Raw genomic sequence first — 26,295 nt, 5'->3', positions numbered from 1 at the left:
CCTCCCCATTCTCAGGCCACTTTATTTTCTATTAAAAATATCTGGATGTAGTATCGGGGCAAGCTTCTTCAATCCTTCCAATAATCGTGGAGATGGGCGGCAATACAAGTGTTCTTCAAGAACGTGAATGCGGTCTTGCTGTACTGCTTGAAGCTGATCTGCACCTTCTCTTTTTTTAATAATTTTTGGATTCATTTTCGCTTCTTGCACACCAACCCATACCATGCAAATATCGTCTGGATCTTTTTCTAAAACTTCTTCCCATTCAACTTGGATGCTCGCATCCGCATACGTAGCGAATACATTTTCTGCACCTGCCAATTCACTAATATAGCTCAACCAATTTTTACGACCTGGTGTAAAAATCGGTTTCGGCCACCATTCCCAATAAATTCTTTTTTTCACGGACACTTCAAGGGATTTTTCTCTATAATAATTAATCGTTTCGTGGTATTCGTTGTATACGCGGTTCGCACGATCTTCATAACCTGTCAACTTCCCAACCGTCAGAATATCCTCTCCAATCTCATCCAACGAGTTTGGATTTAAAATAACATAAGGAAGATTGCGCTCTTTTAATCCTTCAATATTCTTTTCCATACCTGGAACACTTAAAGAAGCCAATACCAAGTCTGGCTGTAATTGTTCTACTGCATCCATATCAACACTTAAGTCGCGGCCTACTTTCGGCAGATCATTTACCGCTTCTGGCCAATCAGAATCGTCGTCTACACCAACTACTAAATTCATTAAATCCAAATAGGCCATAATTTCGGTATTGCTCGGACAAATAGAAACAATCCGCATGTCTCATCCCTCCAGTAAATAAAAAGAAAAGACTGCTCAACACAGTCTTTAAATGTTTTCATCTATTATAAACGAAATTTTTCAACTTTTCTATTTAATTCTCCTGCCAACTGATTTAAGTCATTGGCAACCTTCGAAATCCCATCCATCGAATGGCTCGCTTGCTCAACAGACGCGGCCGTTTCTTCAATTCCAGCTGCTGATTCCTCTGAAATGGATGCAATTTCTTCTACGGAACCACTCATATTCACACTTTCATTTAAAACATCTTGTAAATTGAAAGTAATCTCTTGAATTTGATGGCTCATCTGTGCAATTGCTTCATCGATTCCCTCAAACGTTTCTTGTGTAGAGTGAATTTGTTTCGTACCTACCGTCACCTCTTCATATCCTGCCTGAAGCGTTTCTGAGACGATGTTTGATTCATTTTGAATGTTAGAAACGATTGATGTAATATCACTAACTGAATTGCCTACTTGTTCAGCAAGCTTTCTCACCTCGTCAGCAACGACAGCAAATCCTTTACCATGTTCTCCAGCACGTGCAGCTTCGATGGCAGCATTTAATGCCAATAAGTTCGTCTGATCGGCAATATCTTTAATTACCTCAACCAGTTGTGAAATTTCACCAGATTGTTTCGCTAAACCTTTCACTTTAGCAACTGAATCTTCAACAATCGTATGAATCCGACTCATTTGAGCTACCGAGTCAGCCATTTTTTCTCTGCCCGAAACAGATAAGTTCATCACTTTTTCTGAAGTAGAAGAGATTTGCTCACTATTTTCAACCGAAAGATTCATTCGACCGACCAGTTTTTCTGTTAGCTCAGATATTTGAGAAGCACTTTCCGCTTGCGTCTCTGAACCGGAGGACAATTCCTCCATTGTTGAGGCAATTTGTTCGCTACCTTCTTTTAATGACTCCGCAGCATGCTTCAACTCGTTTGATTGATTGGTAATCGATTGATTCGAAAAATTAACGTCATGAATGATTCCATGTAAACTCGCTTTCATTGAATTAATCGATTGTGCCAAATCTGCAATTTCATCTTTACCTTTTACAGAAACATCAGCAACAGTTAGATTGCCTTTTGCTACTTCATTTGCGACGTCTTGGACCGCGTGGATATTTCTACGTATACGACGATTGACGATGACCAACAACAAAACTGCCATAAGGACGGCTAGTACGATTCCTAGCATTAACGCAATCTGCATCTGTTGGAAAGAAGAGCTCATCTCATTTTTGGATTGTTCAAATTCAGCTTGGACGGACTCCGTTAACTGGGTAAGCAGTCCGACAGCATCCCGGCTTATAATGGTCGCTTTCATCCGGCTTGCAATAGCATCCCCTTCGTTCCGATCCTGAACATTAGGGATAATTTCTTCCTCAACAATCGTATTGATTTCCTCATTGATTGTAACCACTTGGTTTAATAGGGTTCTCTGCTCTTTATCCAAGTATTGGCGCACATTTTCCTCGATGTTTTGAAAGGATTGATTTAATTCTTCATACTGACTGACATAGTCATTTGTTTTAAAGGTAATATAATCTCCCAGCAAACCATTCTTTGCCCGAAATGCTGATTCCATATTGCCGATATCAATTGCGACACTTGTTTTCGTCTCTTGTTCATTCAGCTTCACTTCAGACTGAGAAGAGAGTATGTACACAACGCCTGATGCAATGACGAAAAAGAGCATAATGGTAATTACAATCCATGCATATTTCGCACCGAGTGAAATCCCCCTTCTTTTGACTGGTTTATTTTTTGCTTTTTTTGTAGTACGTTCCTTGTTCTTTTTATTTTTTTTCACCAATCTCCCCCCCTTTCTAAATCATTTCTTTGGCTTGATAAAAACTTTCTCGCCCCAAATTTGTTGTAAATATAAACGTAGCTGTTGAAAATAAGCATTCCTATGTATGTCTCTTGCTTGGTAATAGACCGTTAATTCCCCCGTTTCTTTTGTTTTCACACGGTCTACCTCTAATATCGGATAAAGATCGAGATTTGATAAGTGTATTAGAAATATTTTTACTATTTCATAATCATCCAGATGTTTTTCTTTCGTAAACATGATGGAAATGTTTTCACGTTCGTGGACGGACTTTGTATATGCGTGATGAATTAATTCTTCATCGGTAAGCGTTTCAACGGCTTGTATGATTTCCGCTTCAGACAGTTGTTGCAAAAGCGTCTTGCCTAATTCATGCAAGCGAATACCTGTTGGTCGTTGGTTCATTTGACTAAATAATAATGTCGCTTCAATTGCATCTTTTTTCGACAACACATTTGATAGAATCTCAGTTTGTTTTATACTCGCCCATCCTTCTCGTAACAAAGAAGTTGAGTGAATAATGGATTGCTGCCGTTTTCGAACCTTAATTTCTTGTCCCAACCTTTTTTGCCACGGGAGCAAATTGTGTTGGTTTTCCACTACGTAATCGTATACATTCCCGTGACCTTGTAAGCATAAAAATGCAACCGCTTCAAATGCTTCATTCAATCGGTCAACTTCACTTGCTCCGTATTTTTCTCGATACGATTGAATATCCAATGAATGGCGAAATCGCTTCGTATTTTTCATGTATTGATTCCTTCTATAAAAATCAGCATAAATCATTCCCCGAATAATCGCCAGCTTTTTTTCGCTATTTTTCAAAAATTTAGATACCAGTAATCGATAATAACCGTTTTCATCTATAACTACGATGCTAGGCACCTGATTTTTTCCATATAACGAGGCATGTGTAAGCGGAAGAGAATCTACATAAGAAACATCCATATGATCTGCAAACAGACCCAATTGGATGCTCACCGATTGAATTTGCAAGAAATCGTTCATAATAGTCGCCTCCTCTTTAAGTCATATATATGAAAATGTCCTTCGCTCAAATCAATCTATTGTCATTTGTGCTTAAAAACAAAGCTTTGTTAAAGTCCGTTGTTGATATTGTGATCCGCTATCGGTGGACGCTTTTACCCACAGGGCATAAGGCGACATCTGCGATTACTCGCAGTGTCTTCTATATCGCGGGCACGGCTCGAGCCTCCTCGGCCTAAAAGCATGGCCTGCGGGGTCTCGAGACTCGTGCTTTCCGACGCCATGGACGGCAAGTGTCAACGTTGGCCACAGGACGTGGCCGGTCTTAGTTGACCCGCAGGATTCGCCACCTTCGCTTATCACATTTCAACAACTTAGTACTACATCATTAAAAATCAACATTAAGCTTTAACACAGCCAAAAACAAAAAAGAAACCAGCACATAAAGCTGATTTCTTTCGGTTAAAATTTATTAATTATTTGTTTCGCGTCGATTAGGAAATACTCGTTCGATCATATCATTCATTTCTTCAAATAGACCTTCAACCGGCTCACCGTTTTCGATGCTATTTGCATAATCATTTAACGAACCAGCGAAGTCCGGATTCGCTGTTATATACACGTCGTCAATCTGATTGCTCGATGTTTGAACAACATCTGTAATCTGATCGTTTAACTGTTGACTAATGTCATTTTCCTTTCCATTCGTGTCGCGGTTATTCCCTAACTCAACTGCCACATAAGCGTTTTGTCCATTTGTCATGACGTTTGCATCCTCAACGCCATCAACATTGTTCACGATTCGTCTCGCAATTTCTTCAGCCATCTCAAAATTATCTTGTTGGTTTGCTTCACCATAGTTACCGTCATTAGGTTTAGTACCTTGATTAATTCTGTCTTGTACACCATTTCCATAATGCCCATTATTCATTTGGAAACCATGACCCCGATTATCTTGGTTAGCTGTATCATTATACCCTGTTTGTTCATAGTTTGTTTGTCCGTCTTCGTTCCCCATTCCAGTATCGTCTGACTGACAAGCTGCAAGCATCATGATTGTAGCAAAAAATGTTGCCATCAAATATTTGCGCATATAAAAACTCCTCCTTTCACGATATTACTCGTTAGTATGAAGTGAGAAGGAGGAAATATGCTTAATTTGACCCTTCCAATATTTTCTGGAAATAAAGTATCTGATTTCACATTAATGGATAACTATTATGTCCGGTGGAATGATACCATTTTGTCGAGGGCAGTTGACACACCCGTCAATTCGACGCGGTCTTCGACAACTTCATCGACGGTTGTTTTTTGCAATAATTCCCCATTTTCCATTAACCACATTTTAGACGCTAACTCACGGATGACCTGCCAATCATGTGTCACAAAAACAATAGTGATTCCTCTACTGTTCAGTTGATTTAACCAGTTGAGCATATCATGTTTCGCTGCTAAATCCACACCTACAAAAGGTTCGTCTAAAAAGACAATTTTCGGTTGTTGAATCATTCCTACAGCGAGATTTACTTTACGTTTCATGCCACCACTTAGTTCATCAATCTGTTTATTCCAAAAGTCTTTCAATTGTAGCGTTTCGATCATTTCATTCATAAAACTTTTTGAATTATTGCCAGTCATTTTTTGATAGAAGCGAAGATGTTCTTTCACGGTTAAATTTTCAAACAACGCTAATTGTTGTGGTATATAGCCAATTGCATTTTTAGTTTGTAATGAATCATTATACATAATCGTTCCACTCGTCGACTTAATAATGCCAGCCATGAGCCGCATGAGGGTCGACTTCCCCGCTCCGTTCGGCCCAAAGATTGTCAGCCGGTCCCCTGCATGGACAGTCGCTGAGACACTATTGACTAAATCACTTTTACTCTTTCGGTAGGATACATTATTCAACTGCAGCATAACCTCACCTCTCTTTCACATATTTATCCGAGCAACCATGTTGGTATAAATAAATACATCCATTCACTTTCTATGATTTGCCAATCAGCCAATAAAAAAATAATAAAGGAAGCTACACTATAGCTAATTAACCAAGCATACATCGACCATTTCTTTTTCACGAGAATGAAAAATAGAAAATAGATCAATACAGTACCGAATGGAATGAAATACGCCCAATTGTTCAACGGCACTTCTATCAGTTGGATTGCCACGAATGAAAACGAATAAGTAATTGCGAGCACACCAATGAACCAAGACCAATAATAGTACTGAGTTTGCTGAAGTAACTTCAGCCGTTCCAGAATTCCATCAGTTCGCCATTCATATAAAATTTTTGTAAAATAGCCAATAAGCATCGATAAATATAACCACATGATGATAAACAGTAATCGGTTTTCCGAATCATTCGTGTTTGATGAGGTATTTTGGGCACCACTGATTTGTTCAAATTTCATTTCAAAAATTGGGCGTGGCTCAAAATATTTCAATCCATATTGATAAACTTCATCCCAATCCGCTTCTGGTCGATAATGAGAAACAATCGATGCCGCTTCTGCCCGGACGACCCGACTCATAATCGCTGATGCGAGCTTCTCTTTGAATAAACCGTCCACATAACTATTTTCAGTCCGATACCACGTTACAATCTCATCTGTATTTCCGGAGAAAATATTTGCTTCCATTTCGTCATTGAAAACAAAAATGGCTTCTGCTTCACCTGTTGATAATAAACGAAGATCTAATGAATCCATTTTGGTGACTTGGAAAGGACGATCTTCAATTTCTGTTAACAATTCTTCTGTGATTGCCTGGTCAGTTTGATCGACAACCGTAATTGGCACCGATACTTGACTCATCGTATCCTTGACCAGTGGATAAATAACAATTCCTAATACGATTGGAATCAATACCATTAATACCCACGTCGTTTTTCTTTTGAAAATCGACTTCCATATGATAAACATCAGCGTTACACCTTCCTCCTAGGCAAGCCGTTTAACAAGAGAATAATGCCTGTACCAATCAACATAAAAATCCATTCGCCCCATGGCCATTGGTTGTGTGTCAATAGAGTAGCAAACCCTGTGTACAAGCTGCGTACCGGCATCAACCAAGTAGCCTGTATATACTCCGGTAAATAGGCGGGTGGAATAATAAATCCATTGACTAAAAGTAAAGCAACAGAAGCCAGTATGAATACAAACCATTTACTTGCTCGTTCCTTAATCAAACGGTCGGTGACCATAAACATTCCGGACAGAATCACAGCCATACCAAACCATTGGAATACGTATGGCCAGCTAAATGACAAGTACGTCTCAAACTGCTTGGATATTACCCATACCAACCCAAATAAATAAATCCAACTAAATGAAATATGAAATAGGAACGTTGCCAACCGTTGCTTAGCCTTTGTCACGGCAATCAGCTGTAAACGTTCTTGAATAGCTTGATTTTCTTTCGGTTGAAAGAGGCTCACTAGTAATATGTATGTCAAAAAGTAAATAAGTAAAATACCCGTTAATACAGCTTGGTCATTCCAGCTGAGCAAACCACTGGAAACGCCTTCGTGCATATCAAAAAGATCATTTCTTCCTAAGGCCAAAAACGTAAAATGGATTGTATTTTTCTGCAATACATCTTTCCGCTCTTTGCCTTCTAATTCACTGCTATAAAAATGGTGAACTGTATTAACACCTGCTTGTGCTGATGTGATATAAGATTGTCCACTCTCCAAAAATAATTGTGCTAATTGTGAACTAAAAGGGATTTGGTCATTCAAGTAAATCGTAATATTTTCATTATTTCCGGAACGAAGCTGTTCAGTAAAACCTTCAGGAATCTGAATAATTGCTGCCGCCTCTTTTGGATGACGTAAATGTTTTTGAAGATCGGTCCCACCGTTTATAAAATCAATTTGTTCTGCCAATGTTTGATCACCGGCCAACTGTTCGATCAGCGCCTTTGTTTCAAACGTTTCATCCTCATCGACTATAATCATTTCAACGTCATCAAGCTCTTCTTGAACAGTCGAATAGACAACGAATCCGACTACTGTAAATAGCGCTATCGGTAATAATAACGTAAATAATAAAAGGGTCGGTGATTTCCAAAGTCGCTTCCATTCATTTATCCATAGATGATATAACAATATTCACCACCCCTTTCACTTTTTGATATGGAACCATTATAGTATATTTTCGCTTCCCCGTTAACTTGCGATAAAGTTTTTTCGTATAAGGAGTACTTTAGGTAGTTGAAGCCGAGCAAAGAAACATAGTAAAAGTCGTGCACTGATTCATCTCTTCAATCATTGCACGACTTGTCTATGTTTTATCTTCATTTATAATTTCATCATTCTTTATCCGAATGTTTTCCTCGGTTCGATGGATGGTCGTCATCTTTATTAGACGGATGATCTTCTCCCTTGTTAGCCGGATGACCTTCGCCTTTATTGGATGGGTGGTCCTCTGAGCGATCAGGAGGACCGTTCCCATTTGAATGAGAAGGATGGCCATCCTCTTCATCTGAAGGATGACCTTTCTCTTTAGGTGACGTATTATTTTCTTCACTGTTAGAAGGAGTTTCATCTTCTTTTTTGTTCGATGGGTGATCTTTATCTCTATTAGAAGGATGGTCTTCTACCTTGTTAGAAGGATGATCTTTTCCTTTATCTGACGGATGGTCGTCTTCTTTATTTGAAGGGTGGCGATCTCGCTCGGTTTCATTTTCGTCTTTTGATTCATCGTCTTCTTGTGAATCTATTGAAGACTTATCTTGCTTATTCTCTTTCTTTTCCAATCCAGGAGGGAGAGATTGATCTTCTTGTATTTTCTTCATTAACCCGGGCGGCAAGGAATCGGCATTCGAACGCTTAATGAATCGTTTCATAATCTCTACTTTTTGTTCATGTTCGTGAGCATTTGAACGACTGTTTGGGTTCTCTGCTTCATTTTCTTGATCGACATCCTCTTCGTCTTTTGAAACGTTCGTATCTTTTGATTTATTGCTTTCTTGCTCTTCATAATAGGTTGTCAATGTTTCGCTCGCATAAGTTAAATTCATGGACTGATTTTTATGATGTGCTTGCTTGCGAACATGTTCCGGTATTGTGAACATAGCTACTTTAATGCGATCATTATAGTTATTTAGCTTTTCGGATATTTGACCAAGCAAGTCGGATTCGTCTTCATCATTCAAATAACTGATTCCAACCATTACTTCATGGTCTTTTTGGAGATAACCTAATTCTCCACTCTTTTGAATGATTGCCTCAGCTAAGTCAACCGCGGATTCATCCTGCCATTTTAATTCATTGATTAAGATGGTGCCATCTTTGTTTAAACCCGTTATATCAATCACTTCATCGTTTTTATTGACCGTCAATTCGATACTCGGGTTGATGTCAATGCTGACATATGCTTCAGCATTGTTCGACTGACCAACCCAAGAATATATCGGAAAAATAAGTATTAAAATAAGTGCTAAAGCGGTGCTAATACGAATGGACGAATGTTTGAACAGATTACTGAAAACGGATACAAAAGACTGACGATCTTCAATTGGAGGAACGATTGCTTCTTCACCAATTTCGATATCACTGACAGGACCCGTTTTCTGAAAGTCACCATCCTCTGTCAAAACGATGGCATATGTTTTTCGTTTTTCAATCAAAACACCTTTAATCACGCTGATCTACACCTCCTTTACATACTCTTTTAGATAAATAAAATCTTCATTGAGTAATATAAATACAGCAAGAATATACTTGCGATTTCGCTCAATTGTTTTCTTGCTGACGTCAACAAGGGGCAAAATTTTCTTGATCGGCAACCGCTTTTTTTCCATAACATATTGACGTATTTCTGGTTGCTCGTATATAATCTTAGCAATCTTTTGAGCCTGTCGCTTTGCATCTTGGTGCTTCGGTGAAAACTTCACCAATTCCGCAAATGATAGGTTATATTTCTGTAACTGTGCATTATATTCTTCAATTTCAATTTGTCTGTTCCAAGCGTGTTCATTTTCAATAAACTGACTCTTTGAAAGTTCTGATACACTTTTTTCGTCCGTATACGTCTCATTCGAATCGTCTGAATACTCTAGGGGGACGGTTCGACGATGATGTTTTTGCTGACGGATGTAGTCAATGACTTTTCTTGAGATTACCAGTCGAGCGAAAGTGAAAAACGAACTACCTTTACCTTCATGAAAAGAATCAATCGCTTCGTTAAAAGCAATTAAACCAATACTGAATTCATCATCTTGCTCTTGATTGATGTACCTTTTACAGACTTTCGACACACTGGTAGCGATGAAAGGCTGATAGTCTTCAATAAGGCGCTGACGAAGTTGTTCGTCTCCTGCTTGCACTTGGAGAACTTGTTGCTCGAGGGTTGTGTCATCTCTCTTCTGTCGGCTGAACACCCCTCATCACTCCCAACTCATTATAGTTTTCGAAACATTTATTCGCATTAAGACTGTTCATTTGAAGATTTGTCATTAGATTTCGGTAAAATGGAATCGCCTGTTTGTTCAAGTAGTGCTTCAATTGGAATCGCTAAACCGATTCGGCCATGTTCTGAGTCTTCTTTTGTTGCATAAATCACACCGATAACTTGTCCATCCTCAGTCATGACAGGACTACCGCTATTTCCTTTATAAACAGGTGCATCAAGCATGTATGCATTTTCTTCAATGGATATAGCATCTGTTTTACCAATTATTTTTCCCTCATTGGCTATTCCGCTAAACCGTAACGGATTGCCGATAAAATAAATTGATTGTCCCGTTAAATCCCCTGGTTCTTGATTGACGTCTAGATAAGGAAATTCGTTTCCTTCCAAGTCCAAAACAGCTAAATCTATTTCTTCGTATGTATGAATCACTTCAGCAGCATACGGACCCTTTTCATTCATATAAACCCAAAGTTGTTCCCTGTTCTCAATAACATGATGATTCGTAATGACATATCCTTCTGGGTGAATGGAAAAGCCCGTCCCCTTACTCGTTCCCGTATCGACTAATGCAATGGATTTTTTATGCGTTTGCATCTCCTCATCCATGAATAACGTTACAGATGTTTGCAGAAAGTCAATCGCAGGAATAGAAAAAATTCTCGGCAAAGCTGCCGCTAAGTTAATGACCATAAAAACAGCTATAAGCCAAAAAACCCATTTTGGAAACGGGGGGCCTTTTGGCTTGCTGTCATTAGCTGTTTGTTTATGTTTTCCTCTTTGTTCTTGAATAATTTCACGAATTTCTTCTTCGGTTAAATTTTCATACAGATCACGTTCGTCCGCGGTTTCGGGTGGTGATTGTTCGTTCAATGAATGATCCGCTTGCGAATTAAGATTTACATCTTCGTTGGTTGGCCCATGTTCATTTTGATCTCTGTCACTCATCGTTCTTCCCTCATTTGCCAATCGTCTTAGGAAACATTTTCCGGCTGTCTGCCGTGTTGCATTTCATACATCTTAAAGTATTCGCCTTTTTCTTTCAATAAGGTATCGTGTTTCCCTTCTTCTATTATCTTACCATGTTTTAAGACAAAAATTTGATCAGCTTGCTGAATGGTTGATAGACGATGAGCAATGACTAATGTCGTTCGGCCTGTTTTTAAAACATCCAACGCTTTCTGGATCATCGTTTCCGTTTCTGTATCGATGTTTGCCGTTGCTTCATCCAAAATCAGTATTGCTGGATCAAAAGCCAGTGCTCTAGCAAACGATAGCAATTGACGTTGACCCGTTGAAAATTCATTTCCTTTTTCTTTGACTGGCTCGTCGTATTGTAATGGGAGCTGCTCAATAAACGTATCTGCCCCGACGGCTTTTAACGCTTGAATCGCATCTTCTCGTGAAATAGACGGATCATTCATCGTAATATTTGAAAGGATTGTTCCTGTGAATATGAACGGATCTTGAAGCACAATGCCAATATGTTGCCGTGCTTCTTGTCTCGACCCAGCTTTGATATCTTTCCCGTCAATACGAATTACTCCATGTGTCGGATCGTAAAAACGAAATAACAAATTCATAATTGTACTTTTACCTGAACCTGTATGTCCGACAAAAGCGGCAGTATCTCCTGGCTTGATGTTAAATGAAATGTCTTTAAGCACGAATTGGTCCTTTTCATAAGCAAATGAAACTTGATCAAATGCAACCTCTCCATCATAGCGTTTGGAAGGTTTTTCTTTGACCTCCTCACCTGGTACATTGAATAATTCAAAAACCCGACTACCAGAAACGCGTGCTTGCTCTAATTGAGGGAGTTGACTAATAATACGTTCCACTGGTTCAAACAACCTGGTTAAATAATCGACGAATGCATATAGCACACCAGCTGTCACGACACTTGTCGCGTTTAATGAAGCACCACCGAAATATAGAATAAACACAACGAAGGTTAAGTTTCTAAATAGATCGACGAGATTAAAGGATGAGTAAGATGTAAATGTGTTCATCCGTGTTTGGAAATCTCTTTTCTTTTCATTTAACGCTTCAAATTCATCCTTCATTCGATCCGTCTGGTTGAAAGCTTGGATAATAGGCATCCCTTGAATTGATTCATTAATATTCGCGTTAATTTGGCTATTCGTTTCCCGGATGACACGGTTATATTTCCCACCGACTTTTTTATACACCTTCATCCAAACATATAAAATCGGCAAGAGAACAAGACAAATGGCAGCTAATTTTGCATTCAATAAGAAAAGTGCGATAAATATACCGGTAATATAAATAAACCCTGATGCGAATACCTCTAACACACGTTCATACAACTCTTTAATCGCTTCTGTGTCATTTGTCACCCTCGATAGTATCGTTCCCGCAGGTTGATCGACAAAATAAGAAACAGGTAGCCGTTGAATATGTTCAAACGCATCACCGCGCATTTTCTGGACAATGCGGTTGGACACATACTGAAGCAAATACGTTTTGTAATATAAAAAGATCGATGCAATGAGAATGAGTCCCATATATAAAGCAAGTAACCATAGAATCGGCTCTATTTCTCTTTTGAAAAAAAGAAATACTTCATTAGCTGCTAGCTTTTCACCCGTTGCCTGTATCGAGCGATTCTGGTATTCGAATTGAAATTGCCCGTCATTATTACTAATCAGCTTCGCATCTAAAGGTACTCGGTCATTTAAAAAGTAAAATGATAAACCATCTTGGAATAAAGTATAAACCTGATTTTGCTCCTCGCCATGAAGTCGTTCTAATTGCATCCCATTATAAGTGATTGCTGCTTCACCCTCTGTTTCCACATAATGATTGGCAACAGCGACAATATGGTCATCAATTAACTTTTTGGCGATGAATGGACCGGTTAGTTCTAATGCCACTGCAATGATCAAACAAAATAGTCCAATGAAAATCGTTTTCTTAAATTGCATGGCATAATCAAACAATCGTTTTTCTGTCGAAGGATTATTCATCTTGGTTCCCTCCTTCCATTTGTTGTTTTTTGTATTGAGAGTAATACCAGTTCTTATTGCGCATTAATTCATTATGACAGCCGCGTTCAGTAATTCTTCCGTCTTTGAGTACGATAATTTCATTGGCATGTTTCACTGCTGATAGACGGTGTGCAGCGATCAAAGTTGTTTTTCCTTTTCGTTCTTCTTTCAAATGTTGAATAATCTTCGCTTCGGTTTGACCGTCAACTGCCGATAATGAGTCATCTAAAATCAAGATCTCAGGATTTTTAATGAGCGCACGAGCAAGTGATACCCGTTGTTTTTGCCCACCGGATAGTGTGACACCACTTTCTCCAACAAGTGTGTCGAGTCCTTCTGGCAGTTCTTCAATATCCTTCTTCAAAGAGGCCATCTCTAAAATCTGGTAAATTTCCTCATCAGTTGCGTTCTCTTTACCGAACAAAATATTTTCTCGAACCGTTTTGGAAAATAAAATATGGTCCTGCGGTACATAACCAATCCATTCACGTGTTTGTTTTAGTGTATACGCTTGAATTGGATGCTCGTTGATGAATACTGTCCCTTCATCGCTTGGCGGATATTCTCTTAATAATTGTCGGAATAAAGTCGTTTTACCTGCACCCGTTTTACCAACAATTCCAACCGTTTCTCCTTTATCGATACGTAATGAAACATCATTTAAGCTGGAGTCAGGCGCATTTGGATAACGAAATGTAACATCGTCAAATATAATCTTTTCAACCCGCTCTACTTGAATCGGATTCTTTGGATCGTATACATCCGCTTGTTGGGATAACAATTCTCCAGTACGATCTAGTGAAGCATTTCCCCGTTGCATGACATTAATCAATTCGCCAACTGCGAACATTGGCCAAATCAACATGCCTAAAAAGATGTTAAACGTAACCAATTCGCCGATGGTTATGACACTTTGCATGACAAAAAACGCTCCATAACCGATTCCAATTGTGTAAGAAAGACCGACCAACACTTTGATGGTTGGTTCAAAAAGCGCATCCAACTTCGCAACTAAGATGTTTCGTTGAAATACATCCTCCGCTTGTTCCTTAAAGCGATCGGTATCACGATTTTCTTGCACGAAAGCTCGGATCACCCGGACACCTTGGATCGATTCGAGTGTATTATTATTCAAATCACTAAATGCCGACTGTGCGTCCATAAAACGCTCATGAATCTTTTTGCCGTATCGTTGCATAGTGATTGCCATGATTGGCAAAGGAATAAGCGCAGCAAGTGTCAATTTCCAATTGATCACAATTGCCATGACACCAATGATCAGTGCCATAAAAATAGTTGCATCGACTAACGTTAATATGCCGAAGCCGGCGGTCATGTTCAGTGCCCGCAGATCATTCGTACTACGAGCCATCAAATCACCCGTCCGGAAACGACTGTAGAAAGGCGATGTCATACGCATAAAATGGTCCATTAGCTTCGAACGCATTTTTTTCTCTAATAAAATCGCTCTTCCGAATAATGTGTAGTCCCAATAAATAGACAGCAAATAACTGACTGTCAATATCGAGATAAACAGAACAACATAATACGTGAAATTTTCTTGTGTGAGACGGTTGTATTGAATTAAATCAATGACCTGACCGACCAGTATAGGTGGAATGACGCCTAAAATATTGACAACGATTAATGCTGAAATCGCTAACGTGTATTTTAGCCATTGTTCCTTAAAATACCATGATAATTTTCGAAATACGGAAATCATCTGATTCCCTCCTTTTAAACCCGTTCTTAATAACGTAGATTGTTTCCGACTTGCTGTATTCGATTTTAGACATGCACAAAAGTGTCCTAAGTAACCTAATTTTGGACAAAAAAATGCCGTGGGTTATATAGCCCACGGCATGTGCATTCGATTAAAAGATTAAATCAACAATTCATTATTCATTCATCTTATAAGCATCTTAATTTGCAAACTTACAAAATGGATATGAATTGCTTAATCACGATCGACTCCAGCAAGGTCACGGACTTTTGTTTTATTATGCAATTTTACCTTGTTCATTCGTTTACTATTCAACATTTCCCTGACCTCCTTTAAAATTGATTTGCTGTTAAGAGTATAACCATTAAAAGTTAAGAATTCAACCACTTTTTTAAAAAATCTAAAAAATAAAAGATAATCTTAAGGCATCTGCTTACATAAATCTTCGTTCAACTCACATACTACTTGAAAAGGATAATTAAGGGAGATTCCTATGAAGCGAAAATCAACGAAGAAAAAACAACAAAGTCTTTTTCCTTCTACATTGGAAGAAGTAGAAAAAGATTTAAATGAAAAAGCGTTGAATAGTAGTCCGGATTTCACGATGAAAGTCGTTGAAACGGAAAGCAATCAACGAGTGGGATTCTACTTTTTATATTCGATTATTAAGCCTCAAGTAGTATACGAACAAATAATATCACCCATTCAAAAAGCGAAAAAAACATTAGACATTAAAGCAATCGACAATATGATTGTGTTACCGAATTCAAAACAAGAGAGCAATATAGACGAGATTGCTAAAAAGCTACTCCAAGGTGCCGTATGCATTTATATCGAAAACGACCAAAGTTGTCTCATGCACTCTGTCCCACTTCAAGAACATCGGTCAATCGATCGAGCAGAAACCGAATCACTCATTTTTGGTCCGCAAATGGCTTTTACTGGATCCATTGAAACAAATTTAAACATGGTTCGTAACATGATCGATACACCTCACTTAAAAATTGAACGATTTATTCTTGGTAATAAAATTCCGAATGAGATTCAAATGATATATATGAATGACATTGCAAATGAAGAAAATGTAAATGAATTAAGAAAGAGGCTTACTTCCTTGCAAAGTGAAGATATAATGAACGCTTCTGTTCTGAGTCAAAAAATAGAAGATAATCCGTATTCCTTTTTCCCACAGTATATTGTTACGGAACTGCCGGATCGTTTTACGTACAGCATCAAAGAAGGAAAAATTGGTATCCTTGTTGATAATAGCTCAGCAGGAATTGTTGCACCGATTACATTTTCGAGCTTCTTTGAATCGACAGACGATATTTATGGACGTTGGGTCATCGGTTCATTTACACGCTTAATGAGAATGTTTGCCATGATTATGTCCATTACATTAACGCCTTTATATGTCGCCGCATTGACGTTTCATTATGAAGTCATTCCAGAAGCACTCCTGTTGTCACTCGGCGAATCGCGTAATCGAGTGCCTTTTCCACCTTTGATGGAAACGCTAATTTTAGAAACCATGATGGAATTCATTCGTGAAGCAGGTGCACGATTACCGACAAAGGTAGGTCAAACAATGGGGATTGTCGGTGGTATTGTTATTGGACAGGCGGTCGTTCAAGCTGGATTTACGAGTAATATTTTGATTATTTTAGTCGCATTAAGTGCACTCGCTTCCTTTACGACACCTGATTATGTCATGGGGACGTCTTTACGCATATTACGGTTCCCTATTATTTTACTTGCGGGAACATTTGGTTTCGTCGGGATCTTTTTCATGGTAGCTTTTATCATTATTCATTTACTGCGGCTGCGTTCGTTGCATCGTCCATATACAGCACCAATTTATCCATTTAGATTCTCGGATTTTGATCAGTCACAAGTTCGCATCCCATTTGCATTGAACAAACGACGCGCCACTTCTCTACTTCCGAAAAAAACGAAGCGGAAAAAAAGTAATGCGGACCAACATCCACTATTTAATACAAAGGGAAAAGATATCGATGAATAGGTGATTAAATGAAGGATCAACTTAATATTCCTACACATTTAAAGTTTCGTGCAAGCTATTTATTCTTTATTTTATATAATATTTTGATTGGTGTTGGAATAGTTGAATATCCACGAAGAGTCTATAATTATGCACAGCAAGATAGTTGGCTAGTACTGATTCTAGTTGCGTTGATTGCTCATTCGATTGTTGCAATCACCATTTTTATTCTGAAAACCTATAAAAGTACAGATTTATATGGAATTTTACAAGAGACATTCGGTAACTGGTTTGCTAAGTTAATTTGCTACTTGTTCATCATTTATTTCTTTACTGTATACTTAAGCGCACTTGCAAAGTATACCGAGTTTATTGTAGTTTTCATTTTTCCTCAACTTTCAAAGTTCATTATCGGATTCTTGATTACAATTTTAATAGCTTACAGCATTTATGGAGGAATCCGTGTAATAGTTGGGGTTTCTTTTCTCTTTTTCTTACTAACCATTTGGGTATTTGGTTTATTGGCAGTACCCGCCAGTATGATTGATACGAATAATTATTTTCCGCTGTTTAATTTGGATCGAAATGGCTTGCTTCAAGGATTACGTGTGTCAGCTTATTCATTCATTGGTATTGAAGTTTTATGGTTTATATATCCTTATGTACGAAACAAAGATAAAGCGATGTTTTATAGTCAACTAGGTGTCTTAGCGGCTGTAGTCATACTTTTTATAAGTGTTATTATTTCAATTGGTTTTTATGCTCCAAAGCAACTAGAGTCACTGATTTGGCCTGTATTAGGCATGTATAAAATAATTTCTTTTTCCATCTTTGAAAGACTTGATATTTTCGCTGTTTCTTATTGGATCTTTATTATCTTGCCAAACTTAATTTTGTATGCTTGGTTAATCACACGTAGTCTCAAAAGAATACACCAAATTAAGCAGAAGCATTCAATCTGGGCAATTATTATTTTATCGGCAATAGGTTTATACTTCATTCAATCTTCAATAAAATTAGAAGCTCTTTTGGATGTTGCTGACATTTCCAGTATATTCTTTGTGTTTTTATTTCCGATACTTTTATTTCCTTTTGCAATCATCAAAAGAATTAGGGGTACTAAAAAATGAAAATGAAAATTAAAAAATTTTTTCTAATCTTAAGTATCGTGGTGTTATTAACTGGATGTGCAGAAGAACGAGTACTAGAAGATTTAGGAATTATTACTACTGCCGGATTTGATAAAGGTGAAGACGGTCCAGAAGTATTTGGTACATTTATAACTTATAAGTTTAGTCAACAATTAAGCAATGTGAATTCTCCAATACACTCATCTGGTCGAACAGCTCAAGATGCTTTTCATCTTGCCTTTGCAAAAACAGCAAAAAAATTAGTTACCGGACAACTAAGGGCTGTCGTCTATGGACCTGATCTCGCTAAAGAAGGCATTTGGCCTCACTTAGACACATTGCAACGAAACCAATTCGTTTCTGATTTAGTATATATAACCGTTTCGGAAATGCCATCAAGAGAAGTGCTCAATGCTCAAGTGTTTGAAGAAGCGCCTAATGTTGGTATTTATATTTATCGGTTACTGGATCAGGTGATTGGGAAGGAAGAGATTGTTGATAGTAGCTTACATGAATTTATTAAAAATTATTTAAAGGTTGGAGTCGATCCAATCACTCCAGTCTTATCAATAGAAGAAGATCGGGTGATTGTTACAGGACTTGGTTTATTCCAGGATGACCGATTTATCGATACGATTGATTTACATGAAGCCTTTTATGTCCGATTGATTCTTGATGAATTTAAAGCTGGAGAGTTACAAATTGAGTTACCCACAGAGAACTATCGTCAATTCATGGAAGATTTTGAGCCTTCTCCTGAAGAAGAAACATTTGAAATTACAATGCAGCAAATCAAGAGTGCTTCTCAGATCTCACCAAAAGACTCAGGAAAATATCACTTTAGTATAAAGATAAGATTTGAAGGTGATATTAGAGAGCTTACTAAAGAATTGGATTTGGAAAGCAAAGAAGTCATCCATATGCTTGAAAAAGATATGGCAAAAAAAATTGAGGAAAATATAAGTAAACTGTTAGAAAAAACACAAGAATTGAATGTAGATTCTTTAGGTTTCGGGACTTTTTGGAACGCTAAATTTAAAGGAGATAAAAAATTAACGGAGGAGGAATGGAGAAAAGAATATCCAAACTTTCAATTTGATATCGATGTCACAACAGAAATACTTCGTCATGGAATCACACAGTAACCGGTAATTATCGTAATGATGTGAGCATTTCGATTTCTTAAAAATAGAAACCCGAATGATGCAACTAAATGCACATTCGGGTCTTAGTTATTTTTTCATCGTTTCTTTAATTAATTGAATAACTTCATCTTTTGTTTTTCTCGGTTCATATTTTGCCATATGGTCTTTATAACGGAACCGCTCATTATATAACTCATTCACATGATCGACTAGTCGGTCTCCGTCAAGTTCTTCCTCTTGTAACACCGAAGCGAATCCTTGTTTTTCAAAGGACTCTGCGTTTAGTAGTTGATCTCCTCGGCTTGCTTGTAAAGATAACGGAATTAATAACATCGGTTTTCGCAAAGCCAAAAATTCAAAAATGGAATTGGCACCCGCTCTGGAAATAACGATATCACTGATTGCAAGCAAGTCTTTTAATTCATCTGTCACATACTCATATTGAATGTAACCTTCTTGTTGGATGGACGAATCAATATTACCCTTACCGCATAAGTGGATAATCTGAAATCTCTTTGTCAGCGTTTGTAGTTTTTCTCGAATTGCTTCATTGATTTTGACGGAACCTACACTACCACCCATTACTAACAAAACAGGCTTCTTCTGTGTAAATCCAGTAAATTCATAAGCCTGCTCACGGTTGCCTTGAAAAAGTTCTTCCCGAATGATTGCACCGACATACTTCGCCTTCTCTTCCGGTAAATACTTTACCGTTTCAGGGAAGTTCGTCAAAATATAACGCGCAAATTTTGAGGCGACTTTATTCGCTAGACCTGGTGTAATATCTGATTCATGGATTATGGCCGGTACGTTTTTAAATTTCGATGCGATGACAACGGGTACTGATACAAACCCACCTTTGGAAAAGACGATCGAAGGCTTTATTTTTTTTATTAACCGATTGGATTGATAGACGCCTTTCATCACTTTAAATGGGTCTTTTATATTTTCTTTTGACAAATATCTCCGAAGTTTTCCAGTTGAAATTGCATGATAGGTCACTCCAGATAATCCTTCGATTAGTTCACGTTCAATACCTTCATAAGAACCGACATAATGAACGTCATATCCCTCTTTCAAAAACTCGGGAATTAGTGCCAGATTAACGACGACATGGCCTGCCGTCCCACCTCCGGTAAATAAAATCGTTTGCTTTTCCACTGATTCCCATCCTTTCTGCAGTTATGTCTTAAACTATTCTTTATACTTTATTCATTATACTATTCTATGGTCATATTTCCATTGGAATCATTATTACTATCATATTTCCTACATAACAAGAAAAATAATAAAAAACTGCATCTACATAAAATTTCATGTAGATGCAGTATTGTTGAAGTAATTAGACAAACAATCCAGCAATTGTTGCAGATAGAACAGATGCAAGGGTCGCACCGACTAATAGCTTCATTCCAAAGCGTGATACGATTCTTCCTTTTTCAGAACTAATACCAGCAACAGTACCAGCAATAATACCGATGGAGCTAAAGTTCGCAAAGCTTGTCAAGAATACTGAAACAATAGCTTTCGTTTTATCGGAGAACTGTGCGGAGATATCTCCATATTGAGTCATTGCAACAAATTCGTTTGTAATAATTTTAGTCCCCATTAAGCTACCCGCATTAATAACTTCATCCATTGGAACACCCATTAAGAACACAAGTGGAGCAAGCACATAACCTAAAATTTGTTGTAATGTAACTCCAGTGAAAATACTTCCGATGATCCAGTTGACAAGTTCTAGAGATGCTAAAAATGCAATTAACATAGCAGCAACGATTAAAGCAATTTTACCACCGTCTAGTGCACCATTTGCCATCGCTTCAAAAACACTTTTTGCGCCGGAAACATCTTTTACATCAACTTCATCGTCTTCTTCTTCTGTTTTAACAGGTGCAATAATTGATGCAACGATCAAAGCACTGAACATGTTCAGTGGTAGCGCAACCAAAACATACTCTGGTGGAATCATCGTCATGTAAGCACCAACGATGGAAGCGGATACAGAACCCATCGCAGAAGCACTAACGATATACAGACGATTATCTGTTAATCGGTGAAACTGTGATTTAATTCCGAGTAACGCTTCAGATTGACCAAAGAACAGACTGTTAACAGCGTTAAATGATTCAATTTTAGGTAAACCAGTAATCTTAGACAAAACAGCACCGACATATTTAATTGTAATCGGTAAAATTCTTATATACGTCAAAACGGATAAGATCGTAGCGAAAAAGATAATAATCATTAAGACATCAAAAAGGAATACTTGATCACCCGATATCTCAATTCCTCCGATAACAAATTCTGCACCGGAACGGCCAAATGAGATTAGCTTGTTAAATAGGTCTGAAATCGCTAAGATAATTGTTTCCCCAACGGAAGTATTAAACATAAACCAGGTAATGATCACCTGTGCAACTAACATAATTCCTATACCTTTGAATGGTATGTACTTTTTATCATTTGATAATAACCATGCTAGCCCCAACACGATAGCTATTGCGACAATGGCTAATATAATTCCCATATTGTCTCCTCCTCATAAATAGAACAAAAAAAGATTTTAAACTATTTTTAAATGTATCAAGAAATAAGTTTTTAAGCAATAGAAAAGGGGAACAAAATTATATTACTTTTAGTTCTTCTCATTGTTTTTTTAGAGGTACCTCAGTATCATTTTGAATAACTTTTCTTCTTAACAAATTAGTCGAATTTTAAATCATTACTGTTTTCGCAAAGATATTTACAGAAGTGGGGAATTGATTAAGAATCGCTTCACCTAGTGAACTAGTCAGTGAACCTTGTTTTCGAACTTCATATAAAGTGTAATCATGACCTTTCTTAGCATACTCATAAAGGTAATTTAAGATCGAACGATACTCATCTGTTGAAATTCTTCCATCACTGATGTGTTCAATGGAAAAAGACCAATGGATCGTGTCATCTTTCATTAAATCATGTAGTTGCCTTAGACAATTGCTAATCGATGTAGATCCTTCAATCGTTGGTAAGTTCAATTGTTTTGACCAGGAAAAGATCGAATCACGATGATAAAGAAAGAACGTTAGGTGTTTAGAAGAATTTAAGTTTACAGGTAACTTGTTTGAATTCAGCAGGTGATTCATCGAATTAGAACAATCAATCAAGATTATTTTGATTATTTGCTCTAGTTTACATTCACGTATCAATGGATAGCGATAGGTGACTGTATCTTCGAAAGAAAATGGTAAACTCACTGCTTTCAATAAAGTATTTTTCTTATCAAATATTTTACGCGGATAACTATTTTTTTCATTTTCATATTTCTTTAATTCCTGCAGAAAGTTTTCCATATTAAATGGATAAACAGGTGTGTGAGTTGAAGAAAGCCCTTCTATTCGTTTCGTTTTTCCATCATCTAGATCAATTAGTTCGTGACCATGGAGAAGGGTTGGTATATTTATCATCCATTTTTCAAGATCGTCAAACAATTAATCACTCCTCACGCAAAAAAACTCGCTCATTAATATGTAGTTAATGAGCGAGTTATGATTTAACGATAAGATTTTGGATTCAACGCATCTTTAATTCCTTCACCGATAAAGTTAATTGACAGGATTGTCAAAACTAATACGATTCCGGGCGGCGCCCAAATCCATGGCATATGTTGCAATACATCCGGTTCTTGGGAAGCCTTTAACATATTCCCCCAACTTGGTGTTGATGAAGGTACACCGAAGCCAAGATAGCTTAAACCAGATTCTACTACAATCATATTTGCAAAGAGAATAGTTGATTGAACAATAATTGTGGATAGAATGTTTGGTAGTAAGTGTCTAGTAATGACTTTAAACGGGGTCGTACCGATTGATACTGCCGCTAACACATACTCATTTTCTTTTTCCGTCAGAACTTTACTACGTACAAGACGAGCAACGCCGCCCCAACTTAGTACACTAATGACAAGGATCAATACCCAAACACCATCTACTTGTCCGAATAGAATTGCACTTAGTACGATTACGAAAACTAAGAATGGAAAGTTCAAAACGAAATCCGTAAAACGCATTAAGATACTATCTATTTTTCCTCCGAAATATCCGGCGATTGAGCCGACGATCGTTCCGAAAATAGTAACTGCTACAGTACAAGCCATTCCGACGAGCAATGAAACTCGTCCACCATATAATAGTCTCGTAAAGACATCACGGCCACTTTTATCTGTTCCAAACCAATGATCAGCGGATGGAGGAAGCTCCATTTGTCCGATCTGTACGAGGCTTATATCTGCTGTCGTAATATAAGGAGCCAAAAATGAAATGATAATGATAAATAATAAATAAGCTGAGCTGATCATGGCCAATTTATTTTTAACAAATTTTCTTCTGGCTATCGCCCATGGCGACATGTTCTTTTGTGGCTTTGGTGCAGCGTTAGTAATTGTATTGGTTTCCACAGCCACTCCTCCTAATCTATGCGAATTCTCGGATCCACTATTCCATATAGTAAATCTGCCACTAAGTTTCCAATTAATACGAGTAATGAGAAAAACATTGTTAAAGTCATCAGTACGGAATAATCACGATTGTTCACCGAGTTTAAGAATAAGGTTCCTATTCCAGGGTACGTAAAGATTGCTTCTGTGATGACCGCACCATTAACAATGGTTACAATGTCGAATCCTAAAAACGTTATTAGGGGTATTACGGAATTTCTTAAAATATGACTGTTATAGATTTTTGACTCTGATGTTCCTTTTGCTCTTGCGGTTCGAACAAAATCCTTTCGACTACTTTCAATAATATCGTTACGTAAAAATTGCGTGTAACTGGCGGTACTTAAAGCACCGAGTACGATTGCAGGCGCTAACACATGGTGGAAGCGACTGATCCAATACTCCAATGTACCTGGTTGTAGCCCGATTTCATGTGACCCTCCAAATGGAATCCATCCTAACTTAAAGGAGAAGAAATAAATGATAACAACACCAGCAATATAGTTTGGAACTGCTAAGCCAAAATAATTTAATCCGCCGATGAAATGATCTAATTTTGAGTAAGCTTTTCTCCCGGCAGTCATCCCCATTGCGAAAGCGAAGATATATGTAATGACAATCGAACTTATACCCAGAAACAACGTGTTCAGCATTCGAGATTTAACGAGTTCTGAGACTTGTACTTTGTACTGTGTTGATTTACCAAAGTCTCCTTGGACAAAATTGGTGACCCAAGTCCAGTACTGAACATGTATCGGGTCATTATATCCTAATTTCTCTCTCATTTCCTCAATGTACTCTGGATCGGAATTCGTTGGATCAATTTCTCCACCAAGTGGATCCCCTGGCATAAACATAGCCAGGGAAAACACTACAATGGAGATAAGGAGTAGCATTGGAATCATGCCTAGTAATCTTCGGAGTGTATATTTTAACATGTCAATTCTCCTTATCGTTTCATACTAACGGATGGTTTACTTATCTGCTCCGTCTGTAACAAACCAGTTCATAGCGTTGTTGAATCCTGTTACATCGTATTCAAGTCCGCCTACACGTTCGTTGACAGCGTAAACTTCTTCAAGCTCACCAATGATCAATGCAGGAGCTTCTTCGTTTACAAGTTTCTGCCACTCAGTGTATACATCTTTACGCTTATCTTTATCGTCGCCAACAACTTCTACATCAAGTGCATCTTCTAAAAGTTTGTCAGCTTCTTCATTGTTGAAGCGTGGGTAGTTCCAAAGCTGGTCAGAAGCCCATAGAGCAGTTGGGTCTGGATCAGCACCGACGCTCCATCCGCCGAAAAATGCTTCGATTGCAGGATCATCATTTTCAATCATGTCATAGTAGTTTTGTACTTCTACCATTTGAAGTTCTGATTTGACACCGATTTGTTCCCACTGTTGTACAAGTGCTTGTGCACGAGTTTCAAATGATGGATTACCAGTATCGTAGTGAGAGAATGATAAGACAAACTCATTTCCTTCAGGGTCTTCTACGAATCCATCACCGTTCGTATCTTCATAACCTGCTTCAGCTAGCAATTCTTTAGCTTTTTCAGTAGAGTATTCGTATTGTTTCAAGTCATCGTTATCTGCAGCAATCCAGTGAGACGTAGGGATTGGTGCGTTTAGCGTTTTACCATAACCGCCGAAGAATGTTTCGATCCACTGTTCACGGTCGATTGCATGCCATAGTGCTTGACGCAATTTCTTGTTACTATATTTTTCTTTTTCTTCAACAATTTCACCAGCATCACTGTCAAATACGCCTAGTTTGAATCCTACATAGTAGTAAGATACGCCTGGGTATGTGATGACAGAAACATTGTCTAAAGCATCTGCTTCTTCACCTTGAGTTGGGTGAACTGGAACCATGTCAACCTCACCGTTTTCAAGAGCACCGATTACAGACGTATTAGCTACAACACGCACTGTCAGTCCATCTAAGTGTGGCTCGCCTTGCCAGTAGTCTTCGTTCTTTTCCAACTCATAATATTCACCAGCAGAAGTGTTTTTCACTTTGAATGGTCCTGTTCCTACAAGTTCAGTCATAGATGGTGCAGATTCTTCCATTTCAGCAACTTCGATTCCTTCGAATGCTGTTTGGTTCATTGGGTAAGTCCATAGATTCAATAAGTTGTTAACACGTGCTTTGTCAAATGTGATTTCAATTTCGTAATCGCCTTTAACATTCAACCCTGCAATTTCATCCGCATTTCCTTCACGGAAGTCAGCAGCCCCTTCGATTGTTTGGACGTTAGCCCAACGAGGACCCGTGTAATCAGGATGTGCTAGTGTTTCAATAGCGAATACCCAGTCATGAACGGTTAGATCGTCACCGTTATGCCATTTTACGCCTTCCTTAATTGTGAAGTTGTATGTTTTTTGATCTTCTGTTTCCCACTCCGCTAAATGAGGGATTGGGTTAAACTCTTCATCATATTCAACAAATCCTTCTTGAACAAACTGGTTGATTTCAGCTTCAGTAACTGAGCTATAGAAGTTGATGTCAAGTGGACCAGATGGCTCAGAGTCAATTGCATAAATCAATGTTCCTCCATCAACTGGTTCACCATCACCAGAAGCCTCTTCAGAACCTTCTTCCGAAGACTCTTCTTCTGTACCTTCTTCTGAGGATTCTTCTTCTGTACCCTCATCTTCACTTCCTTGCTCTTCATTGTCATCCCCACCACAAGCAGCTAGGAACATTGTAAGAACAAGCATCATGGCAATTAGCCAATATGATTTCTTCAT

The 26,295-nt window shown here is 38.0% G+C and carries 21 protein-coding genes; 3 read left to right on the top strand and 18 right to left on the bottom strand.

What is annotated here, in order from left to right:
* Positions 1-21: 21 nt before the first annotated feature.
* The 12 genes from FPQ13_RS05400 to FPQ13_RS05345 all read right to left on the bottom strand — a co-directional run bounded on the left by FPQ13_RS05400 (position 22) and on the right by FPQ13_RS05345 (position 14,785).
* Positions 22-807 carry an ABC transporter substrate-binding protein gene (locus tag FPQ13_RS05400; protein WP_144088307.1) on the bottom strand — a complete coding sequence of 262 codons (786 nt, stop codon included), beginning with the start codon at positions 805-807 and terminating at the stop codon, positions 22-24.
* 65 nt (positions 808-872) lie between these two features.
* On the bottom strand, positions 873-2,624 hold the full coding sequence (locus FPQ13_RS05395) for a methyl-accepting chemotaxis protein (protein ID WP_144088306.1): 1,752 nt from the start codon (positions 2,622-2,624) through the stop codon (positions 873-875).
* A 21-nt stretch (positions 2,625-2,645) separates the two neighbouring features.
* The gene (locus FPQ13_RS05390; RefSeq protein ID WP_144088305.1) at positions 2,646-3,653 is read right to left on the bottom strand and encodes a hypothetical protein; all 1,008 of its coding nucleotides are present in this window, start codon (positions 3,651-3,653) and stop codon (positions 2,646-2,648) included.
* A gap of 451 nt (positions 3,654-4,104) precedes the next feature.
* Entirely contained in the window at positions 4,105-4,725 is a 621-nt protein-coding gene (locus FPQ13_RS05385) for a YhcN/YlaJ family sporulation lipoprotein (RefSeq protein ID WP_144088304.1), read from the bottom strand.
* A 125-nt stretch (positions 4,726-4,850) separates the two neighbouring features.
* A complete protein-coding gene (locus FPQ13_RS05380; RefSeq protein ID WP_144088303.1) occupies positions 4,851-5,552 on the bottom strand; it encodes an ABC transporter ATP-binding protein in 702 nt (233 codons plus the stop codon).
* A gap of 23 nt (positions 5,553-5,575) precedes the next feature.
* Entirely contained in the window at positions 5,576-6,559 is a 984-nt protein-coding gene (locus tag FPQ13_RS05375) for an ABC transporter permease (RefSeq protein ID WP_144088302.1), read from the bottom strand.
* A gap of 5 nt (positions 6,560-6,564) precedes the next feature.
* Positions 6,565-7,746 carry an ABC transporter permease gene (locus FPQ13_RS05370; protein ID WP_186279557.1) on the bottom strand — a complete coding sequence of 394 codons (1,182 nt, stop codon included), beginning with the start codon at positions 7,744-7,746 and terminating at the stop codon, positions 6,565-6,567.
* 203 nt (positions 7,747-7,949) lie between these two features.
* Positions 7,950-9,284, bottom strand: a complete 1,335-nt coding sequence (locus FPQ13_RS05365; protein ID WP_186279556.1) for an anti-sigma factor domain-containing protein — start codon at positions 9,282-9,284, stop codon at positions 7,950-7,952.
* Positions 9,285-9,290: 6 nt separating this feature from the next.
* Positions 9,291-10,022, bottom strand: coding sequence for an RNA polymerase sigma-I factor (gene sigI, locus FPQ13_RS05360; RefSeq protein ID WP_144088299.1), 732 nt, complete (start codon positions 10,020-10,022; stop codon positions 9,291-9,293).
* 47 nt (positions 10,023-10,069) lie between these two features.
* Entirely contained in the window at positions 10,070-10,999 is a 930-nt protein-coding gene (locus tag FPQ13_RS05355; protein WP_144088298.1) for a S1C family serine protease, read from the bottom strand.
* 26 nt (positions 11,000-11,025) lie between these two features.
* Positions 11,026-13,041 carry an ABC transporter ATP-binding protein gene (locus FPQ13_RS05350; RefSeq protein WP_144088297.1) on the bottom strand — a complete coding sequence of 672 codons (2,016 nt, stop codon included), beginning with the start codon at positions 13,039-13,041 and terminating at the stop codon, positions 11,026-11,028.
* Entirely contained in the window at positions 13,034-14,785 is a 1,752-nt protein-coding gene (locus FPQ13_RS05345; protein ID WP_144088296.1) for an ABC transporter ATP-binding protein, read from the bottom strand. Before FPQ13_RS05345 ends, FPQ13_RS05350 begins: the two co-directional genes overlap by 8 nt.
* Positions 14,786-15,278: 493 nt before the next feature.
* Here FPQ13_RS05345 and FPQ13_RS05340 point away from each other — a divergent pair, with 493 nt between their 5' ends.
* The 3 genes from FPQ13_RS05340 to FPQ13_RS05330 are packed head-to-tail and all read left to right on the top strand — an operon-like array spanning position 15,279 to position 19,062.
* Positions 15,279-16,808 carry a spore germination protein gene (locus FPQ13_RS05340; protein ID WP_144088295.1) on the top strand — a complete coding sequence of 510 codons (1,530 nt, stop codon included), beginning with the start codon at positions 15,279-15,281 and terminating at the stop codon, positions 16,806-16,808.
* Positions 16,809-16,816: 8 nt separating this feature from the next.
* Entirely contained in the window at positions 16,817-17,917 is a 1,101-nt protein-coding gene (locus FPQ13_RS05335) for a GerAB/ArcD/ProY family transporter (RefSeq protein ID WP_144088294.1), read from the top strand.
* Entirely contained in the window at positions 17,914-19,062 is a 1,149-nt protein-coding gene (locus FPQ13_RS05330; RefSeq protein ID WP_144088293.1) for a Ger(x)C family spore germination protein, read from the top strand. The genes FPQ13_RS05335 and FPQ13_RS05330 overlap by 4 nt, the downstream gene beginning before the upstream one ends.
* An 87-nt stretch (positions 19,063-19,149) precedes the next feature.
* Here FPQ13_RS05330 and FPQ13_RS05325 read toward each other — a convergent pair whose 3' ends face one another.
* The 6 genes from FPQ13_RS05325 to opp4A all read right to left on the bottom strand — a co-directional run bounded on the left by FPQ13_RS05325 (position 19,150) and on the right by opp4A (position 26,295).
* Entirely contained in the window at positions 19,150-20,223 is a 1,074-nt protein-coding gene (locus FPQ13_RS05325) for an undecaprenyldiphospho-muramoylpentapeptide beta-N-acetylglucosaminyltransferase (protein ID WP_144088292.1), read from the bottom strand.
* A gap of 181 nt (positions 20,224-20,404) precedes the next feature.
* Complete coding sequence (locus FPQ13_RS05320; protein WP_144088291.1) at positions 20,405-21,592, bottom strand: NupC/NupG family nucleoside CNT transporter; 1,188 nt, start codon at positions 21,590-21,592, stop codon at positions 20,405-20,407.
* Positions 21,593-21,779: 187 nt separating this feature from the next.
* Positions 21,780-22,535, bottom strand: a complete 756-nt coding sequence (locus FPQ13_RS05315) for a hypothetical protein (protein WP_144088290.1) — start codon at positions 22,533-22,535, stop codon at positions 21,780-21,782.
* Between the two features lie 62 nt (positions 22,536-22,597).
* Positions 22,598-23,452: an oligopeptide ABC transporter permease gene (gene opp4C, locus FPQ13_RS05310; RefSeq protein ID WP_144088355.1), complete on the bottom strand. Its 855-nt coding sequence runs from the start codon at positions 23,450-23,452 to the stop codon at positions 22,598-22,600.
* Between the two features lie 59 nt (positions 23,453-23,511).
* Positions 23,512-24,477: an oligopeptide ABC transporter permease gene (gene opp4B, locus FPQ13_RS05305; RefSeq protein ID WP_144088289.1), complete on the bottom strand. Its 966-nt coding sequence runs from the start codon at positions 24,475-24,477 to the stop codon at positions 23,512-23,514.
* A 36-nt stretch (positions 24,478-24,513) separates the two neighbouring features.
* Positions 24,514-26,295: an oligopeptide ABC transporter substrate-binding protein gene (gene opp4A / locus FPQ13_RS05300; RefSeq protein ID WP_144088288.1), complete on the bottom strand. Its 1,782-nt coding sequence runs from the start codon at positions 26,293-26,295 to the stop codon at positions 24,514-24,516.

Source organism: Allobacillus salarius (assembly GCF_007559425.1).
Lineage (GTDB): Bacteria > Bacillota > Bacilli > Bacillales > Alkalibacillaceae > Allobacillus > Allobacillus salarius.
The sequence above is the reverse complement of the archived record's forward strand: the minus strand, read 5'-3'. Positions and strand labels throughout refer to the sequence as shown.

Excerpts from the sequence above, each read along its gene's own strand:
- FPQ13_RS05400 (WP_144088307.1), bottom strand. The coding sequence starts at position 807 with ATGCGGATTGTTTCTATTTGTCCGAGCAATACCGAAATTATGGCCTAT.
- FPQ13_RS05390 (WP_144088305.1), bottom strand. The coding sequence starts at position 3,653 with ATGAACGATTTCTTGCAAATTCAATCGGTGAGCATCCAATTGGGTCTG.
- FPQ13_RS05385 (WP_144088304.1), bottom strand. The coding sequence starts at position 4,725 with ATGCGCAAATATTTGATGGCAACATTTTTTGCTACAATCATGATGCTT.
- FPQ13_RS05380 (WP_144088303.1), bottom strand. The coding sequence starts at position 5,552 with ATGCTGCAGTTGAATAATGTATCCTACCGAAAGAGTAAAAGTGATTTA.
- FPQ13_RS05375 (WP_144088302.1), bottom strand. The coding sequence starts at position 6,559 with ATGTTTATCATATGGAAGTCGATTTTCAAAAGAAAAACGACGTGGGTA.
- FPQ13_RS05355 (WP_144088298.1), bottom strand. The coding sequence starts at position 10,999 with ATGAGTGACAGAGATCAAAATGAACATGGGCCAACCAACGAAGATGTA.
- FPQ13_RS05350 (WP_144088297.1), bottom strand. The coding sequence starts at position 13,041 with ATGAATAATCCTTCGACAGAAAAACGATTGTTTGATTATGCCATGCAA.
- FPQ13_RS05345 (WP_144088296.1), bottom strand. The coding sequence starts at position 14,785 with ATGATTTCCGTATTTCGAAAATTATCATGGTATTTTAAGGAACAATGG.
- FPQ13_RS05340 (WP_144088295.1), top strand. The coding sequence starts at position 15,279 with ATGAAGCGAAAATCAACGAAGAAAAAACAACAAAGTCTTTTTCCTTCT.
- FPQ13_RS05335 (WP_144088294.1), top strand. The coding sequence starts at position 16,817 with ATGAAGGATCAACTTAATATTCCTACACATTTAAAGTTTCGTGCAAGC.
- FPQ13_RS05330 (WP_144088293.1), top strand. The coding sequence starts at position 17,914 with ATGAAAATGAAAATTAAAAAATTTTTTCTAATCTTAAGTATCGTGGTG.
- FPQ13_RS05320 (WP_144088291.1), bottom strand. The coding sequence starts at position 21,592 with ATGGGAATTATATTAGCCATTGTCGCAATAGCTATCGTGTTGGGGCTA.
- opp4C (WP_144088355.1), bottom strand. The coding sequence starts at position 23,452 with ATGTCGCCATGGGCGATAGCCAGAAGAAAATTTGTTAAAAATAAATTG.
- opp4B (WP_144088289.1), bottom strand. The coding sequence starts at position 24,477 with ATGTTAAAATATACACTCCGAAGATTACTAGGCATGATTCCAATGCTA.
- opp4A (WP_144088288.1), bottom strand. The coding sequence starts at position 26,295 with ATGAAGAAATCATATTGGCTAATTGCCATGATGCTTGTTCTTACAATG.